Origin of the sequence: Sporosarcina sp. NCCP-2222, from assembly GCF_023168145.1 — a bacterium.
Classification (GTDB): Bacteria; Bacillota; Bacilli; order Bacillales_A; family Planococcaceae; genus Sporosarcina.
Genome location: NZ_BQYK01000005.1, coordinates 161,616 through 182,395 on the forward strand (window position 1 = coordinate 161,616; position 20,780 = coordinate 182,395).

General features: G+C 43.8%; 23 protein-coding genes and 1 pseudogene. 10 read left to right on the forward strand and 14 right to left on the reverse strand.

The annotated features are described in order from the left end of the window. Nucleotides 1–336: pseudogene (locus NCCP2222_RS12635) on the forward strand (hypothetical protein); the annotation flags it as partial. Nucleotides 337–504: 168 nt separating this feature from the next. Here the strand turns inward: NCCP2222_RS12635 and NCCP2222_RS12640 are convergent. Then, nucleotides 505–945, reverse strand: coding sequence for a hypothetical protein (locus NCCP2222_RS12640; RefSeq protein WP_248512709.1), 441 nt, complete (start codon nt 943–945; stop codon nt 505–507). A gap of 290 nt (nt 946–1,235) precedes the next feature. Here NCCP2222_RS12640 and NCCP2222_RS12645 point away from each other — a divergent pair, with 290 nt between their 5' ends. Then, a complete protein-coding gene (locus NCCP2222_RS12645; protein WP_248512710.1) occupies nt 1,236–1,655 on the forward strand; it encodes a hypothetical protein in 420 nt (139 codons plus the stop codon). A gap of 54 nt (nt 1,656–1,709) precedes the next feature. On the opposite strand, the gene NCCP2222_RS12650 is transcribed toward NCCP2222_RS12645, so the two are convergent. Further along, nucleotides 1,710–2,348 (reverse strand): FusB/FusC family EF-G-binding protein, encoded by a 639-nt coding sequence (locus tag NCCP2222_RS12650; RefSeq protein WP_248512711.1) that lies wholly within the window; start codon nt 2,346–2,348, stop codon nt 1,710–1,712. A gap of 333 nt (nt 2,349–2,681) precedes the next feature. After that, nucleotides 2,682–3,122, reverse strand: a complete 441-nt coding sequence (locus NCCP2222_RS12655; RefSeq protein ID WP_248512712.1) for a DUF4362 domain-containing protein — start codon at nt 3,120–3,122, stop codon at nt 2,682–2,684. A 138-nt stretch (nt 3,123–3,260) separates the two neighbouring features. Here NCCP2222_RS12655 and NCCP2222_RS12660 point away from each other — a divergent pair, with 138 nt between their 5' ends. Continuing rightward, entirely contained in the window at nt 3,261–3,713 is a 453-nt protein-coding gene (locus NCCP2222_RS12660; protein ID WP_248512713.1) for a hypothetical protein, read from the forward strand. Nucleotides 3,714–3,808: 95 nt separating this feature from the next. On the opposite strand, the gene NCCP2222_RS12665 is transcribed toward NCCP2222_RS12660, so the two are convergent. From NCCP2222_RS12665 to NCCP2222_RS12675, 3 genes are read right to left on the reverse strand one after another with little or no spacing between them, the layout of a single operon-like run. Further along, on the reverse strand, nt 3,809–4,405 hold the full coding sequence (locus tag NCCP2222_RS12665) for a histidine phosphatase family protein (RefSeq protein WP_248512714.1): 597 nt from the start codon (nt 4,403–4,405) through the stop codon (nt 3,809–3,811). A gap of 40 nt (nt 4,406–4,445) precedes the next feature. Further along, the gene (locus tag NCCP2222_RS12670; protein ID WP_248512715.1) at nt 4,446–5,222 is read right to left on the reverse strand and encodes a GNAT family N-acetyltransferase; all 777 of its coding nucleotides are present in this window, start codon (nt 5,220–5,222) and stop codon (nt 4,446–4,448) included. Between the two features lie 40 nt (nt 5,223–5,262). Beyond that, nucleotides 5,263–6,183 (reverse strand): hypothetical protein, encoded by a 921-nt coding sequence (locus tag NCCP2222_RS12675; protein ID WP_248512716.1) that lies wholly within the window; start codon nt 6,181–6,183, stop codon nt 5,263–5,265. A gap of 542 nt (nt 6,184–6,725) precedes the next feature. Between NCCP2222_RS12675 and NCCP2222_RS12680 the strand changes: the two genes are divergently transcribed. From NCCP2222_RS12680 to tatC, 4 genes are read left to right on the forward strand one after another with little or no spacing between them, the layout of a single operon-like run. Then, nucleotides 6,726–7,475, forward strand: a complete 750-nt coding sequence (locus NCCP2222_RS12680) for a gluconate 2-dehydrogenase subunit 3 family protein (RefSeq protein ID WP_248512717.1) — start codon at nt 6,726–6,728, stop codon at nt 7,473–7,475. Nucleotides 7,476–7,495: 20 nt separating this feature from the next. Then, entirely contained in the window at nt 7,496–9,208 is a 1,713-nt protein-coding gene (locus NCCP2222_RS12685; protein WP_248512718.1) for a GMC family oxidoreductase, read from the forward strand. Nucleotides 9,209–9,259: 51 nt separating this feature from the next. Next, nucleotides 9,260–9,466, forward strand: coding sequence for a twin-arginine translocase TatA/TatE family subunit (tatA, locus tag NCCP2222_RS12690; protein WP_248512719.1), 207 nt, complete (start codon nt 9,260–9,262; stop codon nt 9,464–9,466). A gap of 8 nt (nt 9,467–9,474) precedes the next feature. Continuing rightward, on the forward strand, nt 9,475–10,368 hold the full coding sequence (tatC, locus tag NCCP2222_RS12695; protein ID WP_248512720.1) for a twin-arginine translocase subunit TatC: 894 nt from the start codon (nt 9,475–9,477) through the stop codon (nt 10,366–10,368). A 369-nt stretch (nt 10,369–10,737) separates the two neighbouring features. Here tatC and NCCP2222_RS12700 read toward each other — a convergent pair whose 3' ends face one another. From NCCP2222_RS12700 to NCCP2222_RS12715, 4 genes are all read right to left on the reverse strand, one after another. After that, entirely contained in the window at nt 10,738–11,043 is a 306-nt protein-coding gene (locus NCCP2222_RS12700; RefSeq protein ID WP_248512721.1) for a DUF2628 domain-containing protein, read from the reverse strand. 330 nt (nt 11,044–11,373) lie between these two features. Then, a complete protein-coding gene (locus NCCP2222_RS12705; protein ID WP_248512722.1) occupies nt 11,374–11,748 on the reverse strand; it encodes a YbgA family protein in 375 nt (124 codons plus the stop codon). 35 nt (nt 11,749–11,783) lie between these two features. Beyond that, complete coding sequence (locus NCCP2222_RS12710) at nt 11,784–12,317, reverse strand: hypothetical protein (protein ID WP_248512723.1); 534 nt, start codon at nt 12,315–12,317, stop codon at nt 11,784–11,786. Nucleotides 12,318–12,345: 28 nt separating this feature from the next. After that, on the reverse strand, nt 12,346–12,903 hold the full coding sequence (locus NCCP2222_RS12715) for a DUF4256 domain-containing protein (RefSeq protein WP_248512724.1): 558 nt from the start codon (nt 12,901–12,903) through the stop codon (nt 12,346–12,348). Between the two features lie 126 nt (nt 12,904–13,029). Here NCCP2222_RS12715 and NCCP2222_RS12720 point away from each other — a divergent pair, with 126 nt between their 5' ends. Beyond that, nucleotides 13,030–13,737, forward strand: a complete 708-nt coding sequence (locus NCCP2222_RS12720) for a DNA alkylation repair protein (RefSeq protein WP_248512725.1) — start codon at nt 13,030–13,032, stop codon at nt 13,735–13,737. A gap of 65 nt (nt 13,738–13,802) precedes the next feature. Here the strand turns inward: NCCP2222_RS12720 and NCCP2222_RS12725 are convergent, their stop codons facing one another. Together NCCP2222_RS12725 and NCCP2222_RS12730 are read right to left on the reverse strand one after the other, a co-directional pair. Continuing rightward, the gene (locus tag NCCP2222_RS12725; RefSeq protein WP_248512726.1) at nt 13,803–14,264 is read right to left on the reverse strand and encodes an SRPBCC family protein; all 462 of its coding nucleotides are present in this window, start codon (nt 14,262–14,264) and stop codon (nt 13,803–13,805) included. 14 nt (nt 14,265–14,278) lie between these two features. Further along, complete coding sequence (locus tag NCCP2222_RS12730; RefSeq protein ID WP_248512727.1) at nt 14,279–15,958, reverse strand: FAD-dependent oxidoreductase; 1,680 nt, start codon at nt 15,956–15,958, stop codon at nt 14,279–14,281. Between the two features lie 200 nt (nt 15,959–16,158). Here NCCP2222_RS12730 and NCCP2222_RS12735 point away from each other — a divergent pair, with 200 nt between their 5' ends. After that, on the forward strand, nt 16,159–16,752 hold the full coding sequence (locus NCCP2222_RS12735; RefSeq protein WP_248512728.1) for a TetR/AcrR family transcriptional regulator: 594 nt from the start codon (nt 16,159–16,161) through the stop codon (nt 16,750–16,752). A gap of 54 nt (nt 16,753–16,806) precedes the next feature. Here the strand turns inward: NCCP2222_RS12735 and NCCP2222_RS12740 are convergent, their stop codons facing one another. Both NCCP2222_RS12740 and NCCP2222_RS12745 read right to left on the reverse strand, forming a co-directional pair. After that, nucleotides 16,807–18,015, reverse strand: a complete 1,209-nt coding sequence (locus NCCP2222_RS12740; protein WP_248512729.1) for an MFS transporter — start codon at nt 18,013–18,015, stop codon at nt 16,807–16,809. 371 nt (nt 18,016–18,386) lie between these two features. After that, complete coding sequence (locus tag NCCP2222_RS12745; RefSeq protein WP_248512730.1) at nt 18,387–18,923, reverse strand: HXXEE domain-containing protein; 537 nt, start codon at nt 18,921–18,923, stop codon at nt 18,387–18,389. Nucleotides 18,924–19,309: 386 nt separating this feature from the next. Between NCCP2222_RS12745 and hpaB the strand changes: the two genes are divergently transcribed. Next, a complete protein-coding gene (hpaB, locus tag NCCP2222_RS12750; protein ID WP_248512731.1) occupies nt 19,310–20,761 on the forward strand; it encodes a 4-hydroxyphenylacetate 3-monooxygenase, oxygenase component in 1,452 nt (483 codons plus the stop codon). Nucleotides 20,762–20,780: the final 19 nt, after the last annotated feature.

Below are 20,780 nucleotides of genomic sequence, written 5' to 3' on the forward strand. Positions count from 1 at the left end.
GCTGAAAAACCGGCTGCTGACGAAAACGCTGCTGAAACTCCAGCTACAGACGAAGTCGTTGCCGAAGAACCAGCTGCTGAGGAGGATGCAACTGAAACACCAGCTAACGAGGAAGCTACTGATGACAAACCGGCTGCTGACGAAAATGCTGCTGAAACTCCAGCTACAGACGAGGCCGCTGATGACAGCGTAACCGAAGCACCTGTGGATACTGAAGATACAGTTGAAGTTCCAAGTGCAGAAACTGTCCAAACAACGGTATGGGACAAGTTAGTTGGATATTACCAGCAAGTTGTTTCTGCATACAGCTCACTATTTGGTTTTTTGAAAAAGTAAGTTTGTGAACCAACACAATTGAATAGCAATACTTCCACCAGGGATTTGATGAGAAATTCCTGTCTCACCGGATAACCTCCGGATTGTAAAATATCTACATTGATTGACCATCGAATAAGCCCTTGGAAACTTCACTGTGAAGCATTCCAAGGGCTTTTTTCTACTGTCTTATTTCAGAAGCACATTAAAAATCAGCCCCATGGAGGCCATGAAGAACAGCATGATTGATGCGCCCATAATCAGCAAATATTTAAGTCGCAATTGAAACAAGCCTTTATGGTCCCGCACAGAGTTAGTTTGCCGAAACCAGCGCTTTTTCCCGCATTCATCACAATAAAAGTGATAGCGTGTTTTATGGACAGTGGCAGAAGCCGGGCCTGCATTGACCGTGGTTCTCAGCTCTTTTTTCATTGTGAAGTGAAATTTCCAATTTGTGTCCGATAGTTTAATTGCCTTCTTATGTGGACAGTCAACGGACTCGAATTCATATTGAAATTCGTCATACCAATCCGCACTTCTCAGTTCCTTTTGATAGCGCTTGGAGATGAAGACGATCATGGTGACTAACAGTACGACGAGAATGCCGATGACGATTAATAGCAATTTCAAACAGACGCCTCCTTTTATTGATAGGAAATCGGCCTAAGAAGATACTCTCTAGGCTATCATACACGCTATTTAGCTTCAAGTAATCTTTTAGGCTTGTTCTATCAAATAATGAAAAGATGCCTCTTTCACTGGTATGGTTACCGGTTTATCCCGTTATCAATTATTTGATCGGGTTTATCATCATTTAATAAGTACTGAACCTTCACGTGAGAGCTTCCTGCTCTTTGAAAAAAATTATCCCTATGATTATACTTACTATGTTAGGAATCCAAAATCTAGGAGTGTAACCGATGGTAAAACGACAGAAGCAAGGATATCATAACGTGTTCCTTATCACTCTTGCATCAGTTATCGGAATACTTCTCTTCCTCGCGCTATATATAAATCTTCAGTACTCTCAGCCCCTTTTACTCGATTTCAGCAATCAAAACCGAGATGAGAAAAATCATCTTGCAGCGAATCAATTTTTGGATAAAGGAAACGACAGAATCAAGGTCATCGGTGCAACAGGGGAGAAATTTTTTGAATTGCAACGGGAGAGTTCCGGCATTGAAGTGGCTGAATACAATCAGCAGAATGATTTGATAAGAGAACTAACCTGCGGCGGCTTCTCCTCTTCAGATATTGATTATGGCGGCAGAATGATTCTTTTAGAAAAATGCGGAGAATCCGGTTCAGAAACCATTCTTCTTGGTACGCTTCCTTATTAATCAATTATAAAAACCCCCGCCACACAGGACATGTGTGGCAAGGGGCTCTCTAGCTTACTTTATATTCTCCACAAACGTTTCGATCTTCTCCAGCGACTGTACATGCTGGTTGCAATCTTCCGCGTCTTGGCAAATGTAATTCCCTTTTTTCGTATAGGTACCGATGCTATCGCCTTTTGTTTTCGTCATAAACATACAAACAGGTGTGAGCCGGTTACAAATGGAACAAATTTGTTTGGTCCTTGTTTCTTCATATGTGCCTGCCAGTCCAACCAGGCCCTTTGAAGTTGGCACAATCATATATCTCTTTTTCGTTCCGATATCGTCAAAACTAATAAATGTCATTCGTCGAAAGTTCAATTTTTCCTTTGGCAGCTTCATCTTCTTCACTTTCGGGAAAAGCTTTTTCAGCTTTTGCTCCGAAGGCTCCTGAAATGGAATGATAGATTTCTCCAACTCCATCAAGTACTGTTCGGCTGTCTCTTTATCTGCGACTTGTACCATTTTGTTGAGAATCTCCCGTTGCGCATCCGTCAACATCGGAAACGATTCGACCACTTTTTCAACCGAAAGTGTTTCCATCGCGTCGATGACATGTGGGTCATTCACCGTTGCATGGCCATTCACCAAGTGGAGTACTTGCCGTTTAATTAAATTGAATTGATCATTTCGAATAAAGGGTTCTCTTTTCATTTCTGTCAGCTCCTCTGTTTTGATTGTTTCTAAAACAAAGCGCAAAGCCTTCCGTTCAGAAATGGAGAAACTCCCATCAAGCGATTAACCTATCGTTCGCCCCATGCAAAGAATCGCCTTTTCATCTTCTGGCTTTGCATGAGTCATTGTTGAAGCTGGCAATGCCATTTGTCTTGCCATCTTCACATCACCTCCCGATGATTCGCCCTGTCTCTTCCCAGGCTACATCCTCTATCATACTGCTATCTTTTTTCCGTGGCAAGAATGGAAATGTTCCATTTGAGAAAGAAGTTTGCCTATTAAAGAGCATTTACATAATGAGCTTTGATCGGCCTAGTGCTCATGGTCCAGCTCTTGCTCCTTTAGGATATTCAGCAAGGTAAAGCTGGAGTCTGAATCGCAGCCTTGCAGTGAATACATAAACAATTGCTGTCCTTCCTCACGCGTAAGCTCCGTACAGGACAAGCTCTCCTTAGCCGGCTTGTCCCCCCGTTCCTTATCCCTCGATCGGTCAATTTCCAAATCAAATTCCTCTCCTTCAAATGTCACATTGTACAGAATTGCTTTGCCTTCAAGGGTGAAATTCGCAATCCGCACGAAGGCAGATTCCTCCGCTTCAACCTTCTCCATGAATTCCTCAAAGTGAACAAAATTATAGATCGGTCCATGCATATTAATAACGTCTCCATTTTTGAGCGCCTTCTCACTGTCATATGAACAAGCCCCCAGCAAACAGACCCCAAGAAGCAGAAGCCCATAAAAGATTTTTTTCATTTGATTCCCCCAGTGTACTACGTAATTCTTCCACTTCACTTTATGCGTTCAGGCAGAAATTTATCCGATAAACATAATTAATGAATTTTCCTACCTTCAAAAGATGTATAATAAAGGAAATTAGAATTAGGAGGGCTTATGAGAAAGAAAATACTTTTGTTAGTATCTGTAGCTTTAATTATGACCAGTTGCAGTAATATTCTGGAACACCAAGCTGGCAACAGTATTAATAAATATTACAAAGCTCTTAAAGACCAAGATTATGAAGAAGCTTTTAAGCACCTATATTTGTTTGACAAAGATCCGTCAGAAGGAGAAACTTCACTGTCCAGTAATGAAGCGAAGGCCGTCTTTCTAAATAAAATAAAGAACTTGGAAAACGAAAACTATCGAGTAGTGGATTTTAAAATAAAGGATATTGAATATGAAGATGGGCACTCTTTCTGGCATGAGATCGTTATTACAATCGAACATAATGGCAGTGCTTTTGATTATAGTGAGAACGCCTTTTATCATGATGGAAAACTACAAATTAGCGGAGAAGATCCATTCATTCAATTTAGAGATGGTAAAATGGACACCTCACTGTAATTCATCCGCCTTTAAATAAGGGCAATCTCCTTGAAATAGGAAGATTACTGCTAGGGCACATACGCTTTTCGTATATACCCTTTTTGATTATGGAGTTATAACAAATGATCTTGTCGATTCAGGAACCGGACAAAGCGCATATCTTCTTGCTGCTCGAGTAAATGAATTCCGGTATCTCCCGTGGAAAATGCGAACTTGCCATTCGGTTGAAGGAGAAACGCTTTGATTAGATTGGATATAAGTCCTCCATGAGACACGATGGCAATCCGCCGCACATCCCGATATTCATATAAAACATGGTGGAGCATCCATTCCGCACGATAGCGGAACTCAAGTTCTGATTCTCCATCCTGAATCGGGATGTGGGCGGGCCTTCCCCCTTTAGGCAAAGGATGCGTAATTGCCGCTTCTTTTTTCGATAATCCCGCCAACACGCCATTGTTATATTCCTTGAGTTCATCATAATATTGGATCTCGCATCCAATCGTTTGCTGTAAAATCCGTGCGGTGGCACTTGCCCTTTTCAGCGGACTGGCGAGGATCAAATCCGGCGGAAGATTTTCCGCAAGATAGATAGCCATCTTTCCGGCTTGTTTCCTCCCCAATTCTGTCAATGGAAAATCGGCACGCCCTTCGTGTACACCGAGTAAATCGGCTTCTGATTGTCCATGTCGGATAATTACTAATTCCATCCCTGTCCCCCCATCATTCCTCTTCTTCCGAATGAAACCATTATTCCAACTCCGGTGATTGACAGCCATAACAGTACGCAAGGCGCCAAAAGCCGTGTTTCTCTAAAATCGGCTGGCTCGTCGGCCTGGCATCCACCGTGAGGAAGGGATATCCCCTCTCGAATGCCTTTTTAGCACGTACCGCCAGCAGCTCAGTATAATAGCCTCTTCCCCTATAGTCCGGGAGTGTGGACCCTCCCCATAAACTTGCAAAGGACGAGTTGTCCTCGAAATACATCCAAGCTGCACTAACGAGCCGATCTCCGTCGTAAATTCCGTAAATATACAGCGATTCCGGATCATGCTGTTTATCCCGCCATAGACGATTTCCTAGCTCCTCATGCGAGTCATTCCAAATGAAATCGATTAATGCAATCATCTCACGGATACCCTTCTCATCGACGATTTCTCTGAGATGCGAAGAAACGCTCCAACTGACAAAAGGATGATTCTCTTTGATTTCCATCACCATCAGAGCCTCCCGTGGCTCAACGGCAAAGTTCTCTTGTTCCAATAACTCGACCAAGTTCTCAGGCTTGTCATAGCTGTACACTTTCCACTCGAACCCAACACCCAGTTGCCGGAAATAGTCCATTTCCTCTTGAATGACACGCTTGGCATTCTCTTCATTCACGTTGGATGAAATGATGAAGCCTCTCTCTCCATTCAGCGATACATGCCGAACGACATGTTCTGTTTCTTCCCGGCGACTGCCTGGTGATTGTAAATTTTTTCGAAGTTCCTTATCAAATAAATCAAGCATTTCGGTTTGATTCACAATCTAACACCCCTCTCTCCCTAAAACCTATGCCAGTGGTTTAGTCCCCTAGCTCATATCGAAATAATTCCGTGCCGTCCAAAAATAATAGCTGCCTGCCACGATTGCTCGTAGCTTGCGGACGAAGCAGTGACCCGTTCGGCTTGCGGAACTGGACAAACCGTTTTGTCACATAGCGCGAGCCGTTTCGCTCCAATTCAAAGAATTGTTCTTGGTCGCCATAGCCGCCATTCATGAGCAGCTTATCCCCATGCATGGCAAAGTGGCTGGCACCTTCCACGTCGGGCATGTAATAGACGGACTGCCCCGCCTTGCGAACACCCAGTTCGAAATCCATATAATAATAAAACCAAACTTCCTCATCAGACACGACATTCATCGCATAGCAATCACTGATATGATGATCTCCTGAGGAATCATGGTGCTCCAACTGTCTACCCTCATCATCCCAGCGAATTAATCCATGCCTGCCGATCGGGGTATCCCAGCCAAAATTCCCATATACCCCTTCGTCAAAATAACTCGTCCAAATGGAATTGTCCGGGGCCACATACAAATCTTCAATTCCGTCGCCCAAGCAAAACGATCGGACACACTCACCTTCCATCGTAAATACGCGTGCATTCTCTTCGATATGATCTGCGCTATGATATTCCGACCGAGCCCCTGCAAGAAGGATGTGCCCATGATCTAGCTGTTGTATAAAGTGGTAATTCCAATGCTCGTTTGGCAGGTGAAGAACCTGTGTACCCGCCTCTTGCAATATAACAATCTTGTAGTCATATGCCTCCTCCGTAACCGTCTGCGGAAACATGCCTTGTTGGAGCGGCGGCTGTTCATTCGTCAATAACACACATGGCTCACCGCCTGGTCCGATGGAAATGGAGACAGGCATATATGATTGCATCTCTTCCGCCAAATCAGCAATCGGTATTAGAGAAATGATGTTGGTCTCTTTCATAGTTTGTCTCCCTTTCTCCTACTTTTGTTATCTCTCAAATTTATTTAAGTGTACCATAAGGACACCTTAGAAAGCCGTAGGTATCCCACAGAGCGAAGTCTCCACAACCCTATTATTCTTTTATTATCAATATTTTTATGTTTGCGAAGTAAGCAGGCAGGGTACATATATTTCGTTACTCTAAAAGCCTGAATTTAAAGTATTTCCAAATGGCTGGCAGTACTCCTTGCAAACGAATATTGGATGCAAGAGTTCTTATACATATTTACATAACGAAATGGTCGCATAGCGACTTCCCATTCCTCCGTTATCTTGGTCGCTACCATCTTGAAGGTGTGACTTATTATAATCGCGACTTTGTTGTAAGAGGCTAAATAGAAAAATTGATGCTGCATGTAACTTTATTCATCTTGCTAGCATGTATTTATTCACGCTATCAACTTCCATTTTCAAGAAGATTGATAGGGTGTTTAGATAAATTTTATCTTTTCGACTAATGCCGGAGAGGTAAACTACTATTTCAAATCAGAGGAGGAAGAGCAGTGACAGAAACGAAAAAAGGAGTTTCCAGACGGGATTTCTTAAAAACAACTGGGATTGCGGCCGGCACACTCGTTGGCGGAGGCTTGATCGGCGGGCTGGTCGGTTATAACGCCAAAAAGGGAAATTCAAATGTTGCCACCGCCCCTGCCGACAACGAGCACGATGCCGATATCAACCGAGGCTTGATGTTTTTTACGAAGCGGCATGATTTTGAAGTGCTTTCGCAGGCAACGGAACGGATTTTCCCTGAGGATGAATTAGGACCCGGTGCCATTGGATTAGGAGTGCCTTATTTCATTGACAATCAGCTGGCCGGCAACTATGGCAGCAATGCTAGAGAGTATATGCAAGGTCCTTTTTATGAAGGTGGGCCGACGCAAGGCTATCAGACTCGTCTGACGCGGGCAGAGCTTTTTATGAACGGCATTCAGACAATGGATCAGGAGGCCAATAAGCGCTTCGGCAAAAGTTTTGCTGATATTGAAGGCGAACAGATGGACGAAATATTGACGGATTTGCAAAAGGATAGCATTAAGATGAAAGGCGTCTCATCTGCGTTCTTCTTCAAGCTGCTTCGCAGTGCAACACTAGAAGGTGCCTATGCGGATCCTATTTACAACGGAAATGTAAACATGGAAGGCTGGAAAATGAAAGGCTTCCCTGGACACCAAATGTCCTACATCAATCAAATTGAAGATGAGAAATTCCATAAGATCGATCCAAAATCCATCAGCATCATGCAACATTAACGACTACAGGGGGCATTCGAATGGCTAAAACACTTGATAAAGTAGATGTGGTAACGGTAGGAGTCGGCTGGACAGGCGGGATTATCGCAGCGGAATGTGCGAAAGCTGGCATGAAAGTACGTGGACTGGAACGCGGGCAAAACCGAGGAACTGAAGATTATTCTTTGGTCCATGATGAATATCGCTATGCGATACGGTATGAATTAATGCAAGATCTCTCAAAAGAAACAATCACTTTCCGAAATAATGTGAAACAACGGGCACTTCCGATGCGGCAAATGGGTTCTTTCCTTCTCGGTGAAGGACTTGGCGGAGCCGGAACACATTGGAACGGCATGACCTATCGTTTCTTTCCATATGACTTTCAAATTAAGACAGAAACCGAAAAAAAATACGGCAAGAACAAACTATCAAGTGACTATTTAATCCAAGACTGGGGCATTACATACGATGAATTGGAACCGTACTATGATCGGTTCGAAAAAACAATGGGACTCTCAGGTGAAGACACCAACCCATTCTGGGGCAAACGGTCATCTGACTTTCCAACACCTCCCATGAAGAAAATGCCGCTACTCAAAAAGTTTGAGAAAGCGACAAAGGATCTCGGGTATCACCCATACATGGTTCCATCCGCAAACCTCTCAGAGCCTTATGAAAATCCGGACGGTTCCCAACTTAACGCATGCCAATATTGCGGATTCTGTGAACGGTTCGGCTGCGAATACGGAGCAAAGGCAAGCCCGGAAGTCACGGTCATCCCGGCGGCCCAAAAGACAGGCAACTACGATATTATCTTTAATGCGAATGTCGTAGAGATTTTGACTAAAGGCAATAAGACGACCGGTGTCCGCTATATCGACACACAAACCGGTGAAGAAGTTATTCAACCAGCCGATGTCGTCGTGCTGACGAGCTATATGATGAACAACGCAAAACTATTGATGGTTTCCAATATCGGAGATCAATATGATCCGGAGACCGGCAAAGGGACGCTTGGCAGAAACTATTGCTATCAAATTGAACCGGGTGCAACCGGCTTCTTCGACGAACAGATGAATACGTTCATGGGAGCCGGCGCGCTTGGCATGACAATCGACGATTTTAATGCCGACAATTTTGATCATAGCGATTTGGATTTCATTCACGGCGCCAGCATCTCCTTTGTCCAGTCTGGAAGCCGTCCGATCGGTACAAATCCCGTTCCATCTGATGTGCCGCTTTGGGGAGCTGAATTCAAAAAGGCTTCCATCGAAAACTTCACGCGAACGCTGGATGTATTCGGACAAGGCGCTTCCATGCCGCATAAACATAATTATTTGTCTCTTGACCCGACATACAAGGACAAATACGGCGTTCCGCTTTTGCAAATGACGTATAACTTCACTGAGCAGGATCGCAACTTGCACAAGTTCATCACGAAAAAGACAGTGGAAGTCATGGAAAAAATGGGAGCCAAAAAGACAGAAGGCGGCGGCCCATTGGCGGAATATGATATCGTGCCGTACCAGTCGACACACAACACCGGCGGAACTAGCATGGGAAATGATCCAAATACGAGCGTTGTGAACACGTACTTGCAGCATTGGGACGTGGAAAATCTGTTCGTTGTCGGCGCAGGGAATTTCAACCACAACAGTGGATACAATCCGACTGCGACGGTGGGTGCCCTTGCGTATCGAACGGCTGAGGGAATTCAGAAATACCGTCAAAAAGGCGGTTCGCTTGTTTAATTCCGCCTGCCATCCTTCAAAAAAATATAAAAAGAAGAAAGGTTGATCACTATGAATCTTGCAGCGATCGGAGTACCAGGTCTCATTATCATTCTCGTCATCGTCTTAATCCTGTTCGGACCGCGGAAATTGCCTGAAGTGGGATCCGCAGTCGGCAAGACACTGGCGGAATTCAAAAAGTCCGCAAAAGAAGTCATGGACGATGAAGAGAAAAACGACAACGGAGAAGTCAAAAAGATTACCAGTACTGAAAAGTAGGTGATAGCATGGATCCATACCGCGATCACAACAGACAAGTTCTCAGCCCATTAGACAAAAAACGGAAGGAAGACTCGGCACCCGTCGAGACTTCCGCTCCACCTAATGAACAGGCACCTATACCGCCTGCCGCTAAAAAAACACCTGCCGAACAACCGGAAACAAATGCGCAAGAACCTCTAACCGCATTCTTTGAAGAACCGACTTTCTTTGAACACTTAGGTGATTTACGCAAGCAGCTGATCAAAAGCGTCGCCGTGTTTCTGGTGTTTTTCATTGCCACCTTCAGTACGATCAATCTCTGGTTCCCCTACATCACGCGGGGCTATAAATTAATCGTATTGAGCCCAATGGAAGTCATTTCATTTTATACGACGATTTCCGCCGCATTAGCTTTTGGCCTGGCGATTCCGTTCCTTTGCCATTTCCTATGGCAGTTTGTGAAACCCGGACTGACGGAGAAGGAAGGACGATTCCTAAGTTTGTACTCCCCATTCATCCTATTGCTCTTTGTAGCGGGTCTCGCATTCGGATACTATATCGTCAATCCATTGAGTTACAATTTCTTAGTGAAACTCGGGAAAATGAATTTTGAAGTCATGATTTCAGCAAAAGAATACGCACGTTTTCTATTGCTGACAACCATGCCGATCGGATTGCTTTTTGAACTGCCCATCGTGGCACTCTTCTTATCATCCATCGGCATCCTGACATCCGACACGTTGAAGAAAGTCAGAAAGTGGTCCTACGTGGTTTTGGCGGTCGTCTCCGCCCTCATCACCCCACCTGACTTCTTCAGCCAACTCATCATTCTGATCCCAATGATCGGTCTCTACGAAGCCAGCATCTTCCTTGTCACCCGGACCGAAACCCGGCTGGCCTCTGCAGATTTGGCATCATAAAAGGAAAAGCGTTCAATGGCTATTAGCAGCCGTTGATCGCTTTTTTATTCGTATCGGCTATCAACAGATGATACCAATGTAACTTTTCAATGTCTGAAAACAATCAGTTAAAATTTTTAAACTTCTTAAAGAGAACAGCCCAACTGCTTTGAGACCTTTACAAAGAGTGTCCAATTCGAAATTGCAATTATATGTTTTTTTAATACTGCCACCCGTATAAACAAAAAACGATAGTGTAATCAAAAAAGGCTGACAGAAAACTATCATAGGTTTTCCATGCAGCCCTTTTTTATAAAATAAATAACTTATAAATACAAGTAGTACGATATGCTATGTAACTTGATACATAGAAATTTCTTTCAAGCTATATTAAGCGGCTAAAATTTGGTTGTTCACTAATACGGAACGTGATTGCTCATCAGCGGGATAATAACCTTTTTCAATAAGTTCTTTGATATAAATTTTATTATAGATGAAACAAAATACCAAACTAGTAACCCATGCCCCGATACCGAAAGTAAAAGAACCTAATACACAGGCAATAATAAACATAATAACAGCCCATTTTAAATCACCGCGAAATAGTGCTGGCAAAAACCCAAAGAAAAATGTCGTCCAGCTAAATCCTACTTTCACTCTCTTTGACAATCCTGCTTTGTTTGTCATTGTAATCATTCCATTCCCCCCTTTCTCTAACATGATAGGTAATTTCTCATAGTGTTTAAAAATACCATCCTGCCGAGCACTATATTAATTAGCACAGGCAGCAAACACTTAATCAGTCATCGCTGTAATATCATTCCAATGACTAAGTACATATTATCAACGAGATTAAAAAGTATCAATACTTATTTGTAATAGTAAATTTGATATAGTTATAGATTGTCTTTTGAAATTATCTGTTTGGTTAAGGCAGAGGACAAAATACCCCCTACACTGTACTTTAAGCATGCAAAAAACGCTACCCTACATACATTTAGCCTGTAAGTACACCTAATTAAACTGCTATCTTTCCACTAAAATCGTACTTTTCAGCAAATACTCAACCTTATACCTGAGGGCAAGCTGGCGTAAAAAAGAAAGCAATTCTTCGCTGCCCAATTGATCATCCATGAAAGCATCCAGCTTCGAACGGTATGCCTCCTTCTCTTCCTCAGTCGCATATTTCTTGAAGTAGCCCCACATATGCTGATACGCATTACAGACGGAGCCCTTTGTCGGATTGATCTTTCCCGCTTCCTCAATGAGTTGATCGACCCGCGCCATGTCCGTCCCCTGCTTCAATACTTCTCTTATTTCGTTATAATGCTTCTGGCTATGAAACATGACACGATATTTCTCCCGGCTCCATCGCTGCTGTCTCTTTGCTAGGTCGTTCATCCAATCACTCCTGAATCAATGAAAGTAAGAGCTTTCTATCTTCCATAGGATTCTAAATACGCCATTATATCATCAGATCCTAAACTATCACGATCTGTACTTACTGCATGTGCCACTAATAAAACTCGATTATTAACCGCGAAATAATCAACAGTCAAATCAAAATCGTCTGGACTGCCTATATCCACTTTCTCATCATTCGCCAAATAATAAGCGACGATGCTATGTTTTTCAAAACGGCCAAGCTCTTCTGTTGGTCTTGCAAATGCTACTGTAATGATTTGTTCAGCGGCCGGCCGTTCTGCTATTGAACTGGTAACCCCGTCTTCCCGAATGCCCCATTTCTTTGATTTGGAATATATGAGTCCGATCCTGTCTGAATTGGCCAACATGAAAAGCGTTCCCGTTTCATCTTTCAGCACAGCATACTTTTCTTGCTGTAAAATATCTTCTTTCGAAAAGCCCTCATCTTTTAAAACATAGACGACACTACCATATCTGTAATAGAAAAGACTCAACAATCCCAGGCTTATGAATAAAACAACTCCCCCAAGAAAAGCCCTTTTCATAATTTCCCCCTATCCATTCAGCCTTAATTTACACTCTCAATGAACCGCGGAAGCCCCTTGCAGCATAATAGGAGTCCGCCCCATTATGATAGACAAAGACCGTATCGTAGCGTCGATCACAAAATAGCGCCCCGCCCAGTTTTCGAATCATCGATGTTGTTTGTACCCAGCTTGATGTTTTTAAATCAAATGCCCCGAGTTCCTGCAGTTTCCGATATTCCGCTTCCGAAAGGATTTCGATTCCCATGGCAGCCGCCAGATCCATCGCACTGTTCTCCGGCTTATTCTTCTTCCGTGCTTCCAACGCCTTGCGATCATAACAAAGGCTTCTACGACCTGCTGGGCTTTCTTTTGAACAATCATAAAATATGATTTCACCTGACTCCGGGTCCTGCCCTACTACATCCGGCTCCCCGCCGGTTCTTTCCATTTCATAAAGAGAACCCAGTTTTTCTGAATTTGCTTTCAATCTCGCTTCGACCGCCGCCCACTCCAGCTCCTCATGACGCTCTTTGTTTTGTTCAAAACGGGTTTGCAATGTTTGAAGCAGTTCTCCAATTTCTTCAGCTGATAAATTATTTTTCATACGATATGCTCCTTCTTCTCTTATTACGTATCACTATTATGCTTGACGTGTACGCATTTCGCCATTCTTAATGTTAAGATAGTACATATAAAATCGGGAACAGCTGTTAGAAAGGGAGTGTGGGCATTGGACTTTGAAACTGTGATGCAGGAACTGGAAGCCCTCGGCAAGGAGCGTACGAAAAAAATATATCTATCCAACGGAGCGCACGAGCCTGTTTTCGGCGTAGCTACCGGGGCGATGAAACCGATCGCAAAGAAAATAAAAATCAATCAGCCATTAGCTGAAGAACTGTATGCGACCGGAAACTACGATGCCATGTACTTCGCTGGCATTATTGCAGACCCAAATGGTATGACGGAATCCGATTATAATCGCTGGATCGAAGGCGCGTATTTCTACATGCTTTCTGACTATGTCGTAGCGGTCACCTTATCTGAGTCAAAGATTGCCCAAGAAGTTGCAGACCGATGGATCGCAAGCGGCGATGAACTTCGCATGTCGGCTGGTTGGAGCTGTTACTGCTGGCTGTTAGGGAACCGGAAGGACCATGAATTTTCGGAGAGTAAAATTTCCAAGATGCTCGAGATCGTGAAAGATACGATTCACGATTCCCCTGAACGGACGAAATCATCTATGAATAACTTTCTCTATACAGTTGGCATTTCTTATGTACCCTTGCATGAAAAGGCACTCGAAAAGGCAAAGGATGTCGGTAGCGTGGAAATCAAACGGGAGAATAAAAAACCTAGCCTGCTGAATCCCTTTGAGAGTATCCAAAAAGATTTGGATAAAGGAAGGCTTGGTTTTAAGCGGAAGTATGTAAGATGTTAAGGTAAGAGCGGCCTTCCTGGAATATAGGAAGGCCGCTCTGGTTTTCTGTTCATTAAAAAGGCTTTTTACACTTGAACACCTTTCAGTTCAATGCTCGTAATCTCCTCCGCAATCGCTTTGGTGAGATCTTCCGCTGTTTTCGGAACAAAAGATTTCAAAATGGCATTGATCATTGGGCCCATTACCCCTTTTGCCGTGATGTCCAAGTTCCCGTGCATCTCCGTTTCGGAATCCGAAATGGCTACTGCTTTAAAATACCCTTCGCCTGCAAAGTTTTCATTGATTCCTGTTAAGTTAAAGGTAACGAGGGATGGCTCTTTCCATTCAGTAATGTCAATTTGCAGTTTTACTGTTTTTTGCATAATCCCGATGTCACCTTTGAATGTCCAGGTGGATTGTGTGTCACTTAAGATTTCATGCTCCATATACCCCGGGACGAGTGGCGCCCATCTATTCATATCACTGACGAAATGCCACACCTTTTCAATCGGGACATCTAGTTTGATCACATGAGTTCCGCTTGGCATATTATGTTCCTCCTTTACGGTTGTAGTACTTCTTCCAACTCGCTAATCTCGCGGGACGCCACATTGCCGACATGCTTTCCAGCCAAGTAGCCGAATGTCAATGCAGGTCCTATCGTTCCGCCTGCTCCTGGATAAGCGCCACCCAAAATGCCCATTGCTGCATTTCCAGCAGCGTACAGTCCCGGAATGGCTTCTCCGCGCAGACTCATTACTTGCCCATTTTCATTAATGCGCGGGCCGCCATTTGTACCTAAGGAGCCTGGATAGATCGGCAACGCGTAGAATGGTCCCTTTTCAATCGGGCCAAGCATTGCTTCCGGTCCTTGGAATCCTGTTGCAAATTTTTCAAAGTGCAGCGAGCCACGGTTAAAGTCAGGATCCTCCTGGTTTCGCGCATGCTCATTAAATCGCTCGACGGTCGCTTCCAATTGATCCGGATCCAATCCGATTTGTCCAGCGAGTTCCCGTATGCTGTCTGCCTGAGCAATCCAGTCTGGCGCTTTTTCGCCTGGCGCCATCGTTACGATTAGTGTGCGGTCTTTCAATTGTTGATCAAAAATCATATACACATTTGATTGATTTGGAAGCGACTGCGTATTTTGATCATATGTGTAGAATGACTTCGGTAGATCCATATAAGTCGAACCTTCATTCACAAAGCGCTTTCCGTGTTGATTCACAATAATTGAATTTGCCATCGTACGCGCCTGCGAATCGATTTGATTGTAAACTCTGCCCTCATATTCAACGGTAGGATCTACAAACGCCGGAGACCACCAAGCTTCACTCATGTTACCCAGTGCAGCTCCCGCTTCCATCGCCATGATTAATCCGTCCCCTTCGTTGTAGGCCGGTGTATGCGGATGCGTAATGGCACCTTTTAAGAATGAACGGACGAGCTCTTTGTTCCATTCGAAACCGCCAGAAGCGATCATGACACCTTTCCGTGCACCGATAAAGCAATTGGTTCCATCCTCTTTTTCTGCACGGACGCCGATGACGGCCCCTTCCTCATTCATCACGAGTTCTTTTCCAGGCGTTAACGTGAGTGTGACAATCTTCCGATCGAGCACCGCTTTAAAAAGACTTCCAGCCAGGGCCCGTCCCATTGTGGTAATGTTCTTCTCCATCCGGGAAGCGACAAGTGTAAAATCAATATCAGCCGGATCCACAGCTCCGCCCTCTTCCAACGTCAATGGAGGAAAAATCGGGTTACGCCTAATTTTCTCTGACCAATCTCCCAAATCATTCAGTGGAAATGGCAGCGGATCGAGAGAGCGTCCTTCCTTCACTCCCCCTGGCAGATCCGCGTAATAATCACCATAGCCTTTCGGGACAGAAAATTTAACAGGCGTATGCTCATGCAAGTAATCGATCATTTTCGCCCCGTTTTCAATGAAAACATCAATTAAATCAGGATTCGGCTCACTGCCGTGCGTCAATTTTGTTATATACTTTTTGGCGTCTTCATGTGAATCTTCTAAACCTAATTCCTTCATATAGCGGTTATTCGGAATCCAAGGAATGCCCCCTGAAAATGCAGTCGTACCACCAATTTGATCTGATTTTTCTAGAATGATGACTTCGGCTCCTTGATCGTGTGCAAGAATGGCTGTTGTTAAGGCTGCACCTCCACTGCCTATTACAACAACATCCGTTTCTACATCCCATTTCATTGTAGTTTTTAAGATCAACTCGATTCCTCCCCTTCCCATTTCAGAAAACGCTTACATGACCATGAATAAATTGTATTTATTGACATGGCGTTGTCTTGTATAATTATAGATAAGACAATATGTAACACAATAAACATTTTTCAGATAAATGACGAGTTATAGACAAACATAATGAGAATGTCAAAAAACAAACGTACAAATCGACAGGGGGATGTGAATTGTCTAGTAAAATCGATCCAAGGATCCAAAGAACAAAAGCGATGTTTGAAGAGGCACTGCTAGAACTGATGGAAGAAAAGGAGTATAAAAAGATCACAGTTCGGGAAATCTCCGAACGATCCACTTTGAATCGGGCCACCTTCTACTTGCATTACTATGATAAGGATGAATTGCTCGAACAAATGCTGGAGGATGCGCTGGAAAAATTACGGGTTTGCGTTCAAGTCAATGAGATTGAATTCAAATACGACAGCGAAAACCCGCATCCGATCTTTGTTCGGTTATTCAATAAATTAATGGACAGGCAACGTTTTTACAAAGTAATGCTCGTCAATGAAAAAGCGCCTTACTTTACCGAGTCCGTCAAAGACATCATTGAAATTTTAGTCAGAAGAGGCTCACAGCATATGATCGATGACGGAACCGAGTTTACCGTGCCGGTCGAAATTTCAATTGCATATATTACAACCGCCTATTTGGGTGTCATTATGTGGTGGCTGCGAAATGATATGCCGTACACCCCCTCATATATGGCCAAGCAGCTGACGAGAATGTCAACAATCGGTCCCTTCGCGGAGAATCCTTACCTATGAAAAAAAAAAATTGCCAGGCACTCAAACCTTATGAGTACCTGGCATTTTTATTTGTTAAGCAACCGCTTCAGTAACTTTTTGAGCACTCGCTCTTTTCACCGTCAGCATCACTACGAAGGAGATGCAATACAAGCCTGCTAAGTAAAGCATCGCCACTTTCATATCGTAGCTTTGCAAAATATAGCCGACCAGGATCGGAGAAAATCCACCGACTGCCCGTCCGATATTGAAAATCGTATTCGTCGCTGTGCTCCGGATTTCCACTGGATACAAGCTGCCGATCAAGGCACCATACCCTGCGAACATTCCGTTTGAGAAGAAACCGACAATGGCTCCGCCTACGAGTACCATGACAGCGCCTGTCGCACTAGCATACAGAAACACTGCGCATGCAGAAGCAAGTAAGAACATACCGTACGCACGCTTCGCTCCAAATCGGTCCATAATCCGGCCAAACGTCAGCATCCCGATAATCATGCCGACTGCCGTACTGATTGTCCAAAGCGCAGAACCGGAAACCGACAAGCCCTGCGACTTCTGCAACATGGATGGAAGCCAAATCATCAAGCCGTTGTAGCCTGCAATTTGCACCGTCGCCATGAGGATCAGCGCAAGTGTTGTACAAGTCGTTCTTGGATTTTCAAACAACTGAAGCAGCTTGCCTTTATCCGCTTTAGTTGTCTTTTTCATTTTCTGTGCAGCAAGCCATTCTGGCGATTCGTCCAAATTCTTGCGGACGATAAAAGCGAAGATGACAGGCAGTACGCCGACAAAGAACAACGCTCTCCATCCGAAAGCCGGCAAAATCATAGCGCTGAGCAACGCTGCCAAAATAACTCCGTATTGCGCACCGACACTGACATAAGAGGAAGCACGTCCTTGCTTATTCTTCGGCCATGCCTCTGCTACAAGCGCCATCCCGATTCCATACTCACCACCAGCACCAATTCCGGCAATAAACCGGAACACATACACTTGCTCAATACTTGTCGCAAGTCCCGTCAACGCTGTCCCGACCGCAAACAAAATAATCGTATACGTAAACACTTTTACGCGGCCATACTTATCCGCCAGCACGCCAAACACAATACCGCCGAGCAGCATGCCTATATTCGTAATTGATGAAATCAACCCGCCTGTCGCAAGGTCGATGTGAAATTCTGCAATGATCAACGACATGGCAAATGAGATAAACATGATGTCCATGCCTTCCAGCGTCAAACCTGTAACCGACGCCACAACCGTCTTCTTCCGATAATCCATTCAGTATTCCTCCAGTGTACTCAAGATGTACTGCGCCTCTTTTTGAAAGAATGGATTGATCCAATTCCCCTTACCGGCCTCACAGAACCGGTTTAAAAAGAGCTGCCTTTAGGTTCAGGCAAAATAAAATACCCTTCCGTCTCTGCAAGGACAAAAGGGCATGAATAAACAAGATATCGATATTTGAACTCAGCAGACGATCTTCTCTCCACCATCCCGAATTCAAATCAACACGGCTATTCAGCTACTCTTTTCGGCCTCACAGGACCGGCTTAAAGTATTTTTTTATAGTGTAGCAGAAAAGCATGGTCCTTTACTACTGGAAATTACGGTGAAATAAAAAGTTCTATTTGTCTGTCAATACCGCAATTCTAGACTACTTTTTTCCCTACCCAATGAGCAAACAGCACAACGGGAATGATGAATATAATGAAAGGCAAACTGATAAAAATCGTATTCCAAGTAATCACTCGATGCTCAAACAAGGTTATGTACAAAATCAACGTATAAGGAAGCACAATGAAAACAGAAGTAACCACGCCAGGTGTCAGGGATCTAAGAAGAACGGACTGGCCAATGTGCGTAAATACATGGACAAAGAAAACGGTGATCATGGTAGTAAAGAAATAAATGCTGCCAATCGGCCCTTCATTCACATATTGGCTCGCCAAATAAGTGGAGCTACTGACAAATAGAAAAATAACAACGACCGCTACGGCGAATTGGGCCGTTGTCATAGAAAACTGTTTCATCACCCGGTCAGCCAACTTTTTTGGCAGCTTGTCATAAATGACATTAGAATTCTTCGCCATCCATTTTTCAACCATTATGATTTCTTCCAGATCATGTAGCACAAACACGATCGGAAAGAGCCAAATTAGCGTCTGGACATTTAACCATTGCTCCATCCCATTTCCCCCTCTTCCTTCTCTACTATTATACTCAAAGATTTCACCAGAAATGGTAGTCGCACAAAGAATACGCCATTTATACTTTTTCGTGCAACCGCGCATAAATCCTCTTCAAGTACGCATAACTTAGCACAGCCAAGCATACTACTCCCGTAACCGAGCATAACCCAGGCAAAACCGAGCATAAGCTCACTGCATCCGCGCATAAGTGGTCCAGAATCGATATGGGTCTCCTTTTACTCGGAAAACACTAGTCCTTGCAAACGGAGCTCACCAAATAGATACTCCAACCACAGCCATGAAAAAGGTATATAAACAAGCTATATACTCATAGAGTAATTTTATAAAAGATGATGCACTTGTTTAAAAATGGAGAGTGGAATATGGGAGCGATCAACGGGAATGATTATATAAACCGATTAAATCAGTTACATAACGAAATTTGGTACGACGGTAAAAAAGTAAAGGGTCTAATCTCTGAACATCCTGCCTTCAAGGGATTGATTCAGTCGAAAGCGGCTCTTTATGACATGCAGCTTGACCCTAGATTCATTGACGAAATGACATATATTTCACCGGAATCCGGAGAACGCATCGGCCTTTCCTATTTGCAGCCAAAAACGAAAGAGGACCTACTCAAACGAAGAAAAATGATGGAACGTTGGGCTCGATATTCAGGAGGGATTATGGGGAGAACCCCAGACTATTTAAACACGGTGCTTATGAGTTTCGCTTCTTCAGCCTCTTTTTTCACTAACAAAGACTACTGTTTCCCCAATCACCTGCAAGCATTTTATGAAATGGCCCGGGAAAAAGACTTGTCCTTTACTCACACCTTCATTTCGCCACAAGTGAATCGTTCAGCAATCTATATTGAAAATACCGATGAGCCCATCGCTGCAAAAGTTATTGAGAAAAATGAAAAGGGACTCATTATTAAAGGCGCTCGTCTGCTAGCGACGCAGGGCGGATTAACAGATGAGGTATTAGTATTCAGCGTTGGGAAGTTTCTATTTAATGAAGACGAAGCGTTCGCTTTTTCGATTCCTTCGAATACGAAAGGGCTCAAATTCATTTGTAGAGATAGCTTCATCGGTGGAACATCTTCTTTTGATCACCCGTTAAGCTCGCGGTTTGAGGAGATGGACTCCATTGTTGTCTTTGATCATGTCTTAGTTCCGTGGAATAGAGTATTTTATTACAACAATGCCATAGCAGCTGAAGAGTTCCCGGTTCAAAGTTCGTTCCATGCCTTTACGAAACATCAAGTTGTCACTCGCCAAATTGTTAAAACAGAGTTCATCCTAGGGATTGCTGAGCTTCTGGTCCAAACAATTAAAATTAGCGAATACCCGCATATTCAAGAAAAGATGTCCGAAATCATCACAGGCCTCGAAACAATGAGAGCTTTGCTGGTGAAGTCGGAAAACAATGCAGCGGTAGATGAATGGGGGTATATGCGCCCTGAACTTTCCCCGCTTCAAGTTGCAGGAACCATCTTCCCTAAAATCTATCCTCGATTCACCGAAATTATCCAGCTGATCGGTGCAAGCGGAATGATTAATCTGCCAACCGAAAATGCCTTTCAATCGGCCATACGAAGTGACCTCGATTTATATCTTCAAGGAGCCACGAAGACCGCAGAGGAACGGGTCAAAATCTTCCGGTTAGCGTGGGATCTGACGATGAGCTCATTCGGAACAAGACAAACCCAATACGAACGGTACTTTTTCGGTGACCCCATTCGATTGTCGAGCGAGTTATATAAGAAATATCCGAAGAGTGAGTATGTAAAAACAGTTAGTACTTTCCTAAATATAAAAAAGGAAGATTAACAACAGCAACGAAGTCCCG

Bases quoted from the DNA above. Each gene is read 5' to 3' on its own strand.
- NCCP2222_RS12645 (WP_248512710.1), top strand. From the start codon at position 1,236: ATGGTAAAACGACAGAAGCAAGGATATCATAACGTGTTCCTTATCACT.
- NCCP2222_RS12650 (WP_248512711.1), bottom strand. From the start codon at position 2,348: ATGAAAAGAGAACCCTTTATTCGAAATGATCAATTCAATTTAATTAAA.
- NCCP2222_RS12655 (WP_248512712.1), bottom strand. From the start codon at position 3,122: ATGAAAAAAATCTTTTATGGGCTTCTGCTTCTTGGGGTCTGTTTGCTG.
- NCCP2222_RS12660 (WP_248512713.1), top strand. From the start codon at position 3,261: ATGAGAAAGAAAATACTTTTGTTAGTATCTGTAGCTTTAATTATGACC.
- NCCP2222_RS12665 (WP_248512714.1), bottom strand. From the start codon at position 4,405: ATGGAATTAGTAATTATCCGACATGGACAATCAGAAGCCGATTTACTC.
- NCCP2222_RS12675 (WP_248512716.1), bottom strand. From the start codon at position 6,183: ATGAAAGAGACCAACATCATTTCTCTAATACCGATTGCTGATTTGGCG.
- NCCP2222_RS12685 (WP_248512718.1), top strand. From the start codon at position 7,496: ATGGCTAAAACACTTGATAAAGTAGATGTGGTAACGGTAGGAGTCGGC.
- tatA (WP_248512719.1), top strand. From the start codon at position 9,260: ATGAATCTTGCAGCGATCGGAGTACCAGGTCTCATTATCATTCTCGTC.
- tatC (WP_248512720.1), top strand. From the start codon at position 9,475: ATGGATCCATACCGCGATCACAACAGACAAGTTCTCAGCCCATTAGAC.
- NCCP2222_RS12700 (WP_248512721.1), bottom strand. From the start codon at position 11,043: ATGATTACAATGACAAACAAAGCAGGATTGTCAAAGAGAGTGAAAGTA.
- NCCP2222_RS12705 (WP_248512722.1), bottom strand. From the start codon at position 11,748: ATGAACGACCTAGCAAAGAGACAGCAGCGATGGAGCCGGGAGAAATAT.
- NCCP2222_RS12710 (WP_248512723.1), bottom strand. From the start codon at position 12,317: ATGAAAAGGGCTTTTCTTGGGGGAGTTGTTTTATTCATAAGCCTGGGA.
- NCCP2222_RS12715 (WP_248512724.1), bottom strand. From the start codon at position 12,903: ATGAAAAATAATTTATCAGCTGAAGAAATTGGAGAACTGCTTCAAACA.
- NCCP2222_RS12725 (WP_248512726.1), bottom strand. From the start codon at position 14,264: ATGCCAAGCGGAACTCATGTGATCAAACTAGATGTCCCGATTGAAAAG.
- NCCP2222_RS12740 (WP_248512729.1), bottom strand. From the start codon at position 18,015: ATGGATTATCGGAAGAAGACGGTTGTGGCGTCGGTTACAGGTTTGACG.
- NCCP2222_RS12745 (WP_248512730.1), bottom strand. From the start codon at position 18,923: ATGGAGCAATGGTTAAATGTCCAGACGCTAATTTGGCTCTTTCCGATC.
- hpaB (WP_248512731.1), top strand. From the start codon at position 19,310: ATGGGAGCGATCAACGGGAATGATTATATAAACCGATTAAATCAGTTA.